The 12,333-nt window shown below is 67.7% G+C and carries 10 protein-coding genes and 2 pseudogenes; 3 read left to right on the top strand and 9 right to left on the bottom strand.

Translation table 11 applies throughout. The features are described from left to right. Window positions 1-126: 126 nt before the first annotated feature. From AB0N66_RS04355 to AB0N66_RS04370, 4 genes and pseudogenes are all read right to left on the bottom strand, one after another. Window positions 127-1,812: a ribonuclease J gene (locus AB0N66_RS04355; RefSeq protein WP_365428501.1), complete on the bottom strand. Its 1,686-nt coding sequence runs from the start codon at window positions 1,810-1,812 to the stop codon at window positions 127-129. Between the two features lie 137 nt (window positions 1,813-1,949). Then, window positions 1,950-2,849, bottom strand: coding sequence for a 4-hydroxy-tetrahydrodipicolinate synthase (dapA, locus tag AB0N66_RS04360; RefSeq protein ID WP_365428504.1), 900 nt, complete (start codon window positions 2,847-2,849; stop codon window positions 1,950-1,952). A gap of 210 nt (window positions 2,850-3,059) precedes the next feature. Continuing rightward, a pseudogene (gene thyX / locus AB0N66_RS04365) lies at window positions 3,060-3,509 on the bottom strand (FAD-dependent thymidylate synthase); the annotation flags it as partial. A 3-nt stretch (window positions 3,510-3,512) separates the two neighbouring features. After that, window positions 3,513-4,709: pseudogene (locus AB0N66_RS04370) on the bottom strand (FAD-dependent thymidylate synthase); the annotation flags it as partial. A 202-nt stretch (window positions 4,710-4,911) separates the two neighbouring features. Between AB0N66_RS04370 and AB0N66_RS04375 the strand changes: the two are divergent. Further along, a complete protein-coding gene (locus AB0N66_RS04375; RefSeq protein WP_365428507.1) occupies window positions 4,912-5,166 on the top strand; it encodes a hypothetical protein in 255 nt (84 codons plus the stop codon). A gap of 90 nt (window positions 5,167-5,256) precedes the next feature. After that, entirely contained in the window at window positions 5,257-5,814 is a 558-nt protein-coding gene (locus AB0N66_RS04380; RefSeq protein WP_365428510.1) for a hypothetical protein, read from the top strand. A 111-nt stretch (window positions 5,815-5,925) separates the two neighbouring features. Here the strand turns inward: AB0N66_RS04380 and AB0N66_RS04385 are convergent, their stop codons facing one another. The 5 genes from AB0N66_RS04385 to rpsO form a co-directional block, all read right to left on the bottom strand. Further along, window positions 5,926-6,381, bottom strand: coding sequence for a hypothetical protein (locus AB0N66_RS04385; protein ID WP_365428513.1), 456 nt, complete (start codon window positions 6,379-6,381; stop codon window positions 5,926-5,928). 5 nt (window positions 6,382-6,386) lie between these two features. Further along, complete coding sequence (gene dapB / locus AB0N66_RS04390; RefSeq protein WP_365428516.1) at window positions 6,387-7,139, bottom strand: 4-hydroxy-tetrahydrodipicolinate reductase; 753 nt, start codon at window positions 7,137-7,139, stop codon at window positions 6,387-6,389. 44 nt (window positions 7,140-7,183) lie between these two features. Continuing rightward, entirely contained in the window at window positions 7,184-8,563 is a 1,380-nt protein-coding gene (locus tag AB0N66_RS04395; RefSeq protein ID WP_365428519.1) for a pitrilysin family protein, read from the bottom strand. After that, window positions 8,560-10,776, bottom strand: coding sequence for a polyribonucleotide nucleotidyltransferase (locus AB0N66_RS04400; protein ID WP_365428522.1), 2,217 nt, complete (start codon window positions 10,774-10,776; stop codon window positions 8,560-8,562). The genes AB0N66_RS04395 and AB0N66_RS04400 overlap by 4 nt, the downstream gene beginning before the upstream one ends. Before the next feature lie 376 nt (window positions 10,777-11,152). Continuing rightward, window positions 11,153-11,440 carry a 30S ribosomal protein S15 gene (rpsO, locus tag AB0N66_RS04405; protein ID WP_020128575.1) on the bottom strand — a complete coding sequence of 96 codons (288 nt, stop codon included), beginning with the start codon at window positions 11,438-11,440 and terminating at the stop codon, window positions 11,153-11,155. Window positions 11,441-11,705: 265 nt separating this feature from the next. Between rpsO and AB0N66_RS04410 the strand changes: the two genes are divergently transcribed. Next, window positions 11,706-12,002 (top strand): DUF397 domain-containing protein, encoded by a 297-nt coding sequence (locus AB0N66_RS04410; RefSeq protein ID WP_365428525.1) that lies wholly within the window; start codon window positions 11,706-11,708, stop codon window positions 12,000-12,002. Window positions 12,003-12,333: the final 331 nt, after the last annotated feature.

Consider the following 12,333-nt stretch of genomic DNA (forward strand, 5'->3'; position numbering starts at 1 on the left):
CTCTCTTTCCCTTCTCGTCGTTGTGGTTTTGGTTTTTTCTGTTTCGGTTTTTCTTATACTTTGGGTTGCCGGGCGGTCTTCTATATATCCCCCCCCCCCCCGCTCCTGGTTGAGCTCGTGCGAGTGTCAGACCTCGACGACGACCGGGAGGATCATCGGGCGTCGGCGGTAGTTGTCCGAGACCCACTTGCCCAGCGTGCGGCGGATGAGCTGCTGCATCTGGTGGGGCTCGACGACGCCGTCCTGTGCCGACTTCTCCAGGACTTCCCTGACCTTCGGGATCACGTCGGTGAAGGCCGAGTCGTCGATGCCTGAGCCGCGGGCCTGGACGTGCGGACCGCCGGTGATCTTGCCGGTACTGGCGTCCATCACCACGAAGACCGAGATGATGCCCTCGTCGCCGAGGATGCGCCGGTCCTTGAGCGCGGGCTCGCCCACATCGCCGACCGAGAGGCCGTCGACGTACACGTATCCCGCCTGGACCTTGCCGGAGATCTTGGCCTTGCCCCCGATGAGGTCGACGACGACGCCGTCCTCGGCGATCACGATGCGGTCGTGCGGCACACCGGTGAGGGCGCCCAGCTCGGCGTTGGCCCGTAGGTGGCGCCATTCGCCGTGAACCGGCATCAGGTTCTTCGGCCTGCAGATGTTGTAGAAGTACACGAGCTCGCCCGCGGACGCGTGGCCCGAGACGTGCACCTTGGCGTTGCCCTTGTGGACGACGTTCGCGCCCCAGCGGGTCAGGCCGTTGATGACGCGGTAGACCGCGTTCTCGTTGCCCGGGATGAGCGACGACGCGAGGATCACCGTGTCACCCTGGACGATGCGGATCTGGTGGTCGCGGTTGGCCATGCGGGACAGCGCGGCCATCGGCTCGCCCTGGGATCCCGTGCAGACCAGCACGATCTCGCTGTCGGGCAGGTCGTCGAGCGTCTTGACGTCGACGACCAGGCCCGGCGGGACCTTCAGATAGCCCAGGTCCCTCGCGATGCCCATGTTGCGGACCATCGAGCGGCCGACGAAGGCGACCCTGCGGCCGTTCTCATGGGCCGCGTCCAGGACCTGCTGGATGCGGTGCACGTGGCTGGCGAAGCTCGCCACGATGATCCGCTTGCGGGCGCCGGCGAACACCTGGCGCAGCACGTTCGAGATGTCGCGCTCGGGCGGGACGAAGCCCGGGACCTCGGCGTTCGTCGAGTCCGAGAGGAGAAGGTCGATGCCTTCCTCACTCAGCCGCGCGAAGGCGTGCAGGTCCGTGAGACGGCCGTCCAGCGGGAGCTGGTCCATCTTGAAGTCGCCGGTGTGGACCACCATGCCCGCGGGGGTGCGGATGGCGACCGCGAGGGCGTCCGGGATGGAGTGGTTGACCGCGACGAACTCGCAGTCGAAGGGGCCGATGCGCTCGCGGTGGCCCTCCGCGACTTCGAGGGTGTAGGGGCGGATGCGGTGCTCCTGGAGCTTCGCCTCGATGAGAGCGAGGGTCAGCTTGGAGCCGATCAGCGGGATGTCCGGCTTCTCACGCAGGAGGAAGGGGACGCCGCCGATGTGGTCCTCGTGGCCATGGGTGAGGACGATGCCCTCGATGTCGTCGAGGCGGTCTCTGATGGACGTGAAGTCCGGCAGGATCAGGTCGATTCCGGGTTGCTCCTCCTCAGGGAAGAGCACTCCGCAGTCGACGATCAGCAGACGACCGTCGTACTCGAAGACCGTCATGTTCCGGCCGATTTCACCGAGGCCGCCGAGCGGGGTGACCCGCAGGCCACCCTTCGGGAGCTTCGGCGGGGCGCCGAGTTCAGGATGCGGATGACTCAAAAGACTCTCCTCACCACACGCGCCACGTACCTGGCAAGGCACGTGGCGCGCGTGACGTTCGTGCAGTAGCAGTTGTCGTGTGGGCTACAGGCCCTGTGGCCTGCGTTGTCGTACGTATTCAGTTGTGAAGTCTGTATTTAGAGCTGTACCCCGCCGGCGGCAAGATCGATCTTGAGCTGGGCGGTCTCCGCGGGCGACAGCTCGACCATCGGGGCGCGCAGCGGTCCGGCAGGCAGGCCCAGGAGGGTGAGCGCGGCCTTGGTCGTCATGACGCCCTGGGTGCGGAACATGCCGGTGAAGACGGGCAGCAGCTTCTGGTGGATCTCGGTGGCCTTCTGAACGTCGCCGCTCGCGAAGGCGTCCACCAGGGCACGCAGCTCCGGGGTGACGACGTGGCCGACGACGGAGACGAAGCCGACGGCGCCCACGGAGAGCAGCGGGAGGTTCAGCATGTCGTCGCCGGAGTACCAGGCGAGGCCGGAGCGGGCGATGGCCCAGCTGGCTCGGCCGAGGTCTCCCTTGGCGTCCTTGTTCGCGACGATACGCGGGTGCGCGGCGAGGCGCACCAGCGTTTCGGTGCTGATCGGTACGCCGCTGCGGCCGGGGATGTCGTAGAGCATCACCGGCAGTTCGGTGGCGTCGGCGATGGCTGTGAAGTGCCGGTACAGGCCCTCCTGCGGGGGCTTGTTGTAGTACGGCGTGACGGTCAGCAGGCCGTGCGCGCCGACCTTCTCGGCGGCTCGGGCGAGCTCGATGCTGTGATGGGTGTCATTCGTGCCGACGCCGGCGACGACGTGGGCACGGTCGCCGACTGCCTCCAGTACGGCCCGTACAACATCCGTTTTCTCCGCGTCGCTGGTGGTCGGGGACTCGCCGGTGGTGCCGTTGACGACCAGGCCGTCGTTGCCTGCGTCCACCAGGTGGGTTGCGAGCCGCTGCGCGCCGTCGAGGTCGAGCGCGCCGTCCGCCGTGAAGGGCGTGACCATGGCGGTGAGGACCCGCCCGAAGGGGGTCTGCGGAGTGGAGGTCGGAGCCATGGGTAATACGCTACTCGCTGCTCAAGGTGGGGTCTGCCCTAGGGGCATGCGACAAGTCGTGACAAAGGTGGAGCCCGGCACTGCCTGCTCGGGGGTTCAAGCAGTGCCGGGTCCGTTTGATCAGGCTAGATGAACTTCTCGAAATGCCGCAATACGGACACTTCGCTCAGGCCACCCGCACATCTGTGCCGGAAGGCGTGCGGAAGCGCGCTACGGCGCCACGCGCCCGTTGGCGTTGAAGGCCGCATACGTGAGCGGCATCAGCTTCGCCCACTCCGCTTCCATCTTCTCCCCGACCATCTCGATCTCGCGCTGCGGGAAGGACGGGACCTTGGCCAGCTCGTGCTGGGTGCGCAGGCCGAGGAAGTGCATCAGCGAGCGAGCGTTGCAAGTGGCGTACATCGAGGAGAAAAGGCCTACGGGCAGGACCGCGCGGGCGATCTCGCGGGCTACGCCGGCGGCGAGCATTTCCTGGTACGCCTCGTACGCCTGACGGTATGAGTCCTCCATGACGCGGCCCGTGAGTTCCTGCTGCGCCGGGGTGCCCTCGACGAAGACGTACTTGCCGGGGCGGCCCTCCTGGATCAGCTTGCGAGACTCGCCCGGGACGTAGAAGACCGGCTGGAGCTCGCGGTAGCGCCCGCTCTCCTCGTTGTACGAGTTGTGTACGACGATGCCGTTGGCAAGAAAATTGTGCCAGGGGCCTTCGACAGACAGGTCGTACGTCATCTCCTCACCATCGTGCTCGATGGAGACGATCGAGTCCGGCACAGCCTTGGCGATCTTGCCGCCGCGCCGGGCCAGTGCCTGCTCTCCGGCGCTCTTGACTGCATGGCAGGTCTCACAGGCGGGGGCGAGGTTCTGCTCGTCGAGGGCCTGCGTCAGGTCGCTCGCCACGGGGACGATGTGGTCAACGGCGAGTTGGTCACGCGGGAAGTCCTCGCCGCAGAGATGGCACGTATCGACGTCCTTGATCAGCCGCTGACGCTGCATGGAGGTCCATACCCCGATGCCGCGCCGCAGGCTCGGCGGAACGAGGGCCTCTGATGGGCGTGGGGCGGTGCCTGCCACCATGACGGCGTCCCCGACGACGAGTTCGCCCGCCTTGCACCAGCCATCGGGGGTGAACACCGCATGGTCGACCGTGCAGCGGAGCGTCTTCCCGGAAGCGGTGGTGACCTTGATCAGAGATTTGACACCGGATTCGATCACATCGACGATCCTGGCGCGCTGGGCTAGCAGTGTCTCCTCGTCGTAGCAGCGCACGTGGTTGCGGCGCACTGATTCGAGCTTGCGAAGACGGGTGCTGGGGTGCTGCTCGCGGAACTCCACGACGGCGGACTCGGCCGCCTCGCGGCTCTCGTAGAGGCCGAGATAGTGGTTGGTTTCGCCACGCCGGACCTGGGCCATCCACTTACCGGCCCGGCTGTGCCACGTCACGCCGCCGGCTGAGTGCGGGAGCCGGTCCTCGACGCCCAGATGCCAGAGCTTGTACAGCTCCGCAATGGTACGCCGACGCAGGTTGCCCGCTTCGCTCTCAAGGGTGATCTCAGTGTCCCCCGCGATGCACCAGCCGACGCGGTGCCGCATGAACTCGCGGAACACAAAGATCGGGGCGCTGATGAGGAACGTCATCGAGTTGTGCTCGAAGGGGCTGCCGTGCCGGTCCCGCATCAGGTAGTTGAGCAGGCCCTTTGAGCGCTCCGGGTCCTTCTTCAACTCGTCCAGCGACTGCTCACCGAGGGTCGAGACGCGGGCGGCGAACAGCACGTCCGAGTCGGACGCGGTGTGCTTGACCAGCTCGACGGTGACATCGCTGTGGAAGCTGGGCTTGAGGTCGTCGGCGGGGGTGTCGGTCACGGTGGAGAGGGTCCTTCCCATCACAGGCTCGGGCGGCGCCCACTCTACGGCCCGGCACCGACAGCGGGGCGTTCGGTGGCGTGCCGCGACATTAGATGGCGAACTTCTGCGAATTCGGTGAAATTGGGCACCTCTTGGGGCGTTCGCTCGTCTGTATTGGTGACAACGATTCGTTCGAGTCTCCAGAGGAGAAGCAGTCCCCATGCTCCGTCGGCGCGAGCCCGTTCCCTTCGCCTTCATCGCCGAGGCCGACCAGTTCCGCAGCAATGTCACTCCCCCGCCCCGTGAGCGTCCGTCCGCCAGTCAGATGGTCGGCCGATGGCTGATAGGACTCACCGTGGTCGCGGGGATCGCGGGTGCTCTGATCATCGGAATGCCCGCCTTGTCCCTGCACAAGTCATCCGCGGACCAGACATCCGCGACGACGCAGCAGTCCGAGGCGTCCCACGGCCACTGACTCATCCGGACCCCCAAGGGTGGTGAGCGGGGACCCGGCTCGATAACCTCACCGGGCACAGCCCATGCGTGGATTGAGTGAGGATCAATCGTGCCCCTGCCCTTCCTGACGGCGGACCGCGCTTTTGACGAGGTGGCGGAAGACCTCGCGCTGCCGTTCGACGACCGCGACCACTGGCGGCGTCCCTACCGGCCCGGGCCGTGGCGGGTCGGCGCGGCCGCGCTCGTCCTGCTGCTGGCCTCGTACGTGCTCTTCGCCGCCGTCATCATCGCGGTCACCGGGACCCTGACCGGCGCCGTGGCCTGCTTCGGCGGTGCCGTGCTCGCCATACTCTGCGCGCTGCGACTGCTGCGGGCGGGCGTCTGGGTGAGCGCTCGGGGAGTGCGCCGGGTGAGCTTCTTCCGTACGAGTACGACGCAGTGGGCACAGGTCGTCGCGGTGCGCACGGTGCAGCAGCCGGTGCGCTGGCTCGGACTGCCGCGCACCGTTCAGGGCCAGGCGCTGCTTCTCGTACGCAAGGATCGTGCGCCCGACGACCTGCCGCCGCTGCTGACCTCGCACGGCGCCGACTTCCTGGCGCGTGTGGAGGCCTTCGACCGGGCGGCGGACGCCATCGAGGTGTGGGCTGAGGAGTACAGGCGGGCCTGAGCCCTCGGCACTGACGCGAACGCGAAAGGGGCCGGTCCGCAGAACGCGGGCCGGCCCCTTCGTCGTATCTCTCCGTACCTCTCAGTACCTCTCAGTACCTCTCAGTACCTCTCAGGCTTCCACCGGGGGCCTGCCCTCGCGCAGTGCGATCGCTCGTTGCATCGCCTTGCGGGCGCGCGGGGTGTCGCGGGCGTCGTGGTACGCGATCGCGAGGCGGAACCAACTGCGCCAGTCGTCCGGGGCGTCCTCGGTCTCGGCCTTGCGCTTGGCGAAGACCTCGTCGGCCGAGTCGCGGTCGATGCGACCGCCCGCCGTGCGCTTCAACTCGTCGACGGGCAGGCCGCCTTCGGCGTCGAGTTCGGCGGCGAGACGGTTGGCCTTGCGGACGAACTGGGTGTTCTTCCAGAGGAACCAGACGCCGATGACCGGCAGGATCAGCACCGCGACACCGAAGGTGACGGTGAGGAGCGTGCCGGCCTGGATGAGCAGGACGCCGCGCCAGCCGACCAGCAGGAAGTAGGCGACCAGGACGGCCGCCGTGATGGCGTATGTGAGCTTCGCGCGCATGGCTTCTAGTTCAGGTCCAGGAAGTGTTCCAGGCCGAAGGTGAGGCCTGGAGTGGTCACCACGCGGCGGGCGCCGAGCAGGATGCCCGGCATGAAGCTGCTGTGGTGGAGGGAGTCGTGGCGGATGGTGAGGGTCTCGCCCTCGCCGCCGAGCAGGACCTCCTGGTGGGCGAGGAGGCCACGGAGGCGTACGGAGTGCACGGGCACCCCGTCGACATTCGCGCCGCGGGCGCCGTCCAGGGCGGTGGCCGTGGCGTCGGGCTGCGGGGTGCTGCCCGCGCGCTCCCGGGCCGCCGCGATGAGCTGGGCGGTGCGCGTGGCGGTGCCGCTGGGGGCGTCCACCTTGTTCGGGTGGTGCAGCTCGATGACCTCGACGGACTCGAAGTACGGCGCGGCGACCTCGGCGAACTTCATGGTCAGTACGGCGCCGATGGAGAAGTTGGGCGCGATGAGCACACCGGTCTCCGGGGAGCCGGACAGCCAGGTCCTCAGCTGTTCAAGGCGCTCGTCGGTCCAGCCCGTCGTGCCGACGACGGCGTGGATGCCGTGCCGTACGCAGAAGTCGAGGTTGTCCATCACCGAGGCGGGCGTGGTGAGTTCGACGGCGACCTGGGCGCCAGTCTCGGCCAGCGTCTCCAGCTTGTCGCCCCGGCCGAGCGCGGCCACCAGCTCCAGGTCCTCGGCGGCCTCGACGGCTCGTACCGCCTCGGCTCCGATACGGCCCTTGGCACCGAGGACCGCCACGCGCAGCTTGCTCATCTTCTTGCTTCCTTAGTCGAGGACTTACGCGACCGGTCGAGGACTTACGCGACCGCTTCGTGCAGACGCGAAGCCTGCTTGTCCTTGAGCGGGCCGATGACCGACAGCGAGGGTCGCTGTCCCAGGATGTCGTGCGCGACCGAGCGGACCTCGTCCGGGGTGACCGACGCGATCCGGACCAGCATGTCGTCGACGGACATCTGCTCGCCCCAGCACAGCTCGCTCTTGCCGATACGGTTCATCAGCGCGCCGGTGTCCTCGAGGCCGAGGACGGTGGAGCCCTGGAGCTGGCCGACGGCGCGGCCGATCTCGTCGTCCGAGAGGCCGTGCTCGGCGACCTGGTCGAGCTCGTCGCGGCAGATCTTGAGCACGTCGTGGACCTGGCTCGGGCGGCAGCCCGCGTACACGCCGAAGAGGCCGCAGTCGGCGAAGCCCGACGTGTACGAGTACACGCTGTAGGCCAGGCCGCGCTTCTCGCGGACCTCCTGGAAGAGGCGGGAGGACATGCCGCCGCCGAGGGCGGTGTTCAGCACGCCGAGCGCCCAGCGACGCTCGTCCGTGCGGGCCAGGCCTGGCATGCCGAGGACGACATGGGCCTGCTCGGTCTTGCGGCCGACCAGTTCGACACGGCCCGCGGTGCGGATGGCGCGGCTGCCTTCGCGCGGGGCGAAAGGAGTGGCGTCCGGGCCCTTGAGGGCGCCCGCCTTCTCGAAGGCGGCGCGGACCTGTCGTACGACCTTGTTGTGGTCGACATTGCCCGCGCAGGCCACGACGAGGTGCGTCGGGTCGTAGTGCTTCTTGTAGAAGCGGCGGATGCGGTCGGCGCCGAGGGCGTTGACCGTGTCGACCGTGCCGAGGACCGGACGGCCGAGCGGGGTGTCGCCGAGCATGGTGTGCGCGAACAGGTCGTGCACGCAGTCGCCCGGGTCGTCCTCGGTCATCGCGATCTCTTCGAGGATCACACCGCGCTCGGCGTCGACGTCCGCCTGCTCGATCAGCGAGCCGGTGAGCATGTCGCACACGACGTCGATGGCGAGCGGGAGGTCGGTGTCGAGCACGCGCGCGTAGTAGCAGGTGTACTCCTTCGCCGTGAACGCGTTCATCTCGCCGCCGACCGCGTCGATGGCGGAGGAGATGTCCAGGGCGGACCTGCGCTGGGTGCCTTTGAAGAGCAGGTGTTCCAGGTAGTGCGTCGCGCCGTTCAGCGTCGGGGTCTCGTCGCGGGAGCCGACATGCGCCCAGATGCCGAAGGTGGCGGAGCGTACGGAGGGGAGGGTTTCGGTGACGATGCGCAGGCCGCCGGGGAGGGTGGTCTTACGGACCGTACCGATGCCGTTCTCGCCCTTGATGAGGGTTTGGGTACGGGCGACGGCCCGCGCCTCAGAAGAGGTGCGGGCCGTCGCCGTGGAGCTGCTTGACGTCACTTGTCGGTGTCGTCCTTCTTGTCGTCGCCCTCTTCGCCCTCGACCACGGGGATCAGGGAGAGCTTGCCGCGGGAGTCGATCTCGGCGATCTCGACCTGGACCTTGGAGCCCACGCCGAGCACGTCCTCGACGTTCTCCACGCGCTTGCCGCCGGCGAGCTTGCGGATCTGCGAGATGTGCAGCAGTCCGTCCTTGCCCGGGAGCAGCGACACGAACGCACCGAAGGTGGTGGTCTTGACGACCGTACCCAGGTAGCGCTCGCCGACCTCCGGCATGGTCGGGTTGGCGATCGCGTTGATCGTGGCGCGCGCGGCCTCGGCCTGCGAGCCCTGCTGGGCACCGATGTAGATGGTGCCGTCGTCCTCGATCGTGATGTCGGCGCCGGTGTCCTCCTGGATCTGGTTGATCATCTTGCCCTTCGGGCCGATGACCTCACCGATCTTGTCCACGGGGATCTTGACCGTGATGATCCGCGGGGCGTTCGGGGACATCTCGTCCGGCGTGTCGATCGCTTCCATCATCACGTCGAGGATGTGGAGGCGGGCGTCGCGGGCCTGCTTGAGGGCCGCGGCCAGGACGGAGGCCGGGATGCCGTCCAGCTTGGTGTCCAGCTGGAGGGCGGTCACGAACTCCTTGGTGCCGGCGACCTTGAAGTCCATGTCACCGAAGGCGTCCTCCGCACCGAGGATGTCGGTGAGGGCGACGTAGTGCGTCTGGCCGTCGATCTCCTGGGAGATCAGGCCCATGGCGATACCGGCGACGGCGGCCTTGAGGGGCACACCGGCGTTCAGCAGCGACATGGTGGAGGCGCAGACCGAGCCCATGGACGTCGAGCCGTTGGAGCCGAGGGCCTCGGACACCTGACGGATCGCGTACGGGAAGTCCTCGCGCGACGGCAGAACCGGCACGATCGCGCGCTCGGCGAGCGCGCCGTGGCCGATCTCGCGGCGCTTGGGGGAGCCGACGCGGCCCGTCTCACCGACGGAGTACGGCGGGAAGTTGTAGTTGTGCATGTAGCGCTTGCGGGTCACCGGGGAGAGGGTGTCCAGCTGCTGCTCCATGCGGAGCATGTTCAGGGTGGTGACGCCCAGGATCTGGGTCTCGCCACGCTCGAACAGCGCCGAGCCGTGCACGCGCGGGATGGCCTCGACCTCGGCGGCGAGCGTACGGATGTCCGTGACGCCTCGGCCGTCGATGCGGACCTTGTCCTTGATGACGCGCTCGCGCACCAGGGACTTGGTCAGCGAGCGGTACGCGGCGGAGATCTCCTTCTCGCGGCCCTCGAACTGCGGGAGCAGCTTCTCGGCGGCGATCTCCTTGATGCGGTCCAGCTCGGCCTCGCGGTCCTGCTTGCCGGCGATGGTGAGCGCCTGGGAGAGCTCGCTCTTGACCGCGGCGGTCAGGGACTCCAGGACGTCGTCCTGGTAGTCGAGGAAGACCGGGAACTCGCCGGTGGGCTTGGCGGCCTTCGCGGCGAGGTCGGCCTGGGCCCTGCAGAGCACCTTGATGAAGGGCTTCGCGGCGTCCAGACCGGCGGCGACGACCTCCTCGGTCGGCGCCTCGGCGCCGCCCGCGATCAGCTGGATGGTCTTCTCGGTGGCCTCGGCCTCGACCATCATGATCGCGACGTCGCCGTCCTCCAGGGCGCGGCCCGCGACGACCATGTCGAAGACGGCGTCCTCGAGCTCGGTGTGCGTCGGGAACGCGACCCACTGGCCGTTGATCAGCGCGACGCGGACGCCGCCGATCGGGCCGGAGAAGGGCAGACCGGCCAGCTGCGTGGACGCGGAGGCGGCGTTGATCGCCACGACGTCGTACAGGTGGTCGGGGTTGAGCGCCATGATCGTCGCGACGACCTGGATCTCGTTGCGCAGGCCCTTCTTGAAGGACGGGCGCAGCGGGCGGTCGATCAGGCGACAGGTGAGGATGGCGTCCTCAGAGGGACGGCCCTCACGGCGGAAGAAGCTGCCGGGGATCTTGCCGGCGGCGTACATCCGCTCCTCGACGTCCACCGTGAGGGGGAAGAAGTCGAGATTTTCCTTGGGCTTCTTGGAGGCGGTGGTGGCCGACAGCACCATGGTGTCGTCGTCCAGGTACGCGACGGCGGATCCGGCGGCCTGCCTGGCCAGCCGGCCCGTCTCGAAGCGGATGGTGCGGGTGCCGAAGGAACCGTTGTCGATAACGGCCTCGGCGTAGTGGGTCTCGTTCTCCACTAGCGTTTTCTCCGATACTTTTCGTCTTTCGCCCCGTCCTGCCCGTGTGGCAGGGGGACAGTGGCGGAGAAGCGCTCCTTCTTGTGCTGGCCGGTCTTCGATCGAAGCACCCGGGCTCATGTTTCCCCGGGGGCCACTACCGAGGACCGGCGGCGGCGAGGTGCGCTTCTCCTCGTTCAGTGTCGTGACGGTTCCCTGCCCGGCGGGCGGGGTGTCATCACGCTGTGTTCGTACTTACTTCTTTCGTACCTGCTGTGTCCTGCGTATTGCGTCGCGCTACCACACTACAAAGCGTCGGTGACACTCCGCACCTAGAGCACGTACAGCAAAAGGGAGCGGCCCCCTAGAAGTGGGAACCGCTCCCTCTCACGGCGTCTTACTTGGCGCCCGCCGCACCGCGGCGGATGCCCAGGCGGTCGACCAGCGCACGGAAGCGCTGGATGTCCTTCTTGGCCAGGTACTGCAGCAGGCGGCGACGCTGACCGACCAGGATCAGCAGACCACGGCGGGAGTGGTGGTCGTGCTTGTGTGTCTTGAGGTGCTCGGTCAGGTCCGAGATACGGCGCGAGAGCATGGCGACCTGGACCTCGGGGGAGCCGGTGTCGCCCTCCTTCTGGCCGAACTCGGTGATGAGCTGCTTCTTCGTTGCGGCGTCGAGCGGCACGCGTACTCCTCGTAGTCTGTGATGTGCCACCGAGTGCCCCTGGTCCACATCTCAGGGGAGCTTCCGGTACTCGGGAGGCGGGATCCGCTGGGCGCGGCCTCCAGAGCCATGGGCTCCGGGGGTGCGTACACAAACGGCCGTTACACAGGTTACCAGCCCGAAAGGATCCGGCTTACCCGGTCCCCGAACCCGCCCGTACGGCGAGGACCAGGCCACTAGGCTGAGCGGACAGGTCTTTCGTATGTGGGGAAGGGGCCGCCGGAACATGGCCGAGGAAGCGGACAAGGACGTCAAGGCGCGCAAGGAGCGAGAGAAGGACGAGCTCTACGCCCTCGACATCTCGGGTGTCGAATGGCTGAGCGCGCCGGGCACGGAGGAGCACGAGGAGCGGGTGGAGATCGCGTACCTGCCCGAGGGCGCGGTGGCCATGCGGTCCTCTCTCGACCCCGACACGGTCCTGCGGTACACGGAGGCGGAGTGGCGGGCCTTTGTGCTCGGGGCCCGGGACGGGGAGTTCGATCTCGAGCCGGCGCCGCACAATGGCGGGCTGGCGGCCGAGTAGGGCGGGCGGCTCACAGCTGAGCGGGAGGGCTAGGCGGTCGATGCGGCGGGGTGCCGCGCCGGCCGCCTTTTCATGTCATGCGCTTCGTCGCGCATCTCTTCACTCGCTGTGTCACGCGCCCCTTGTGCCCAGTGCCCTTGGTGAGGGGCTTGCTGACCGCCCCACAAGTACCCGGCGCGTGGCGGGGCTTGTTTACCGGCCTTTCCAAGGACGGTTGTCGGCTTGCTGTCCGCCGTCGGCGCGGACGGGGTACAAGGGGAGGGGCGGGCCGAGGCTCACTCGTGACGCGGTCACCTTGATGACACTGTTTGTCCGCTTTGTTGGTCAATAG

It is taken from the genome of Streptomyces sp. NPDC093544, assembly GCF_040683495.1.
Classification (GTDB): domain Bacteria; phylum Actinomycetota; class Actinomycetes; order Streptomycetales; family Streptomycetaceae; genus Streptomyces.

What these genes read in the sequence shown, in the direction of transcription:
- dapA (WP_365428504.1), bottom strand. Translation starts at nt 2,849, where the DNA reads ATGGCTCCGACCTCCACTCCGCAGACCCCCTTCGGGCGGGTCCTCACC.
- AB0N66_RS04375 (WP_365428507.1), top strand. Translation starts at nt 4,912, where the DNA reads ATGCTCCGTCGGCGCGAGCCCGTTCCCTTCGCCTTCATCGCCGAGGCC.
- AB0N66_RS04385 (WP_365428513.1), bottom strand. Translation starts at nt 6,381, where the DNA reads ATGCGCGCGAAGCTCACATACGCCATCACGGCGGCCGTCCTGGTCGCC.
- dapB (WP_365428516.1), bottom strand. Translation starts at nt 7,139, where the DNA reads ATGAGCAAGCTGCGCGTGGCGGTCCTCGGTGCCAAGGGCCGTATCGGA.
- AB0N66_RS04410 (WP_365428525.1), top strand. Translation starts at nt 11,706, where the DNA reads ATGGCCGAGGAAGCGGACAAGGACGTCAAGGCGCGCAAGGAGCGAGAG.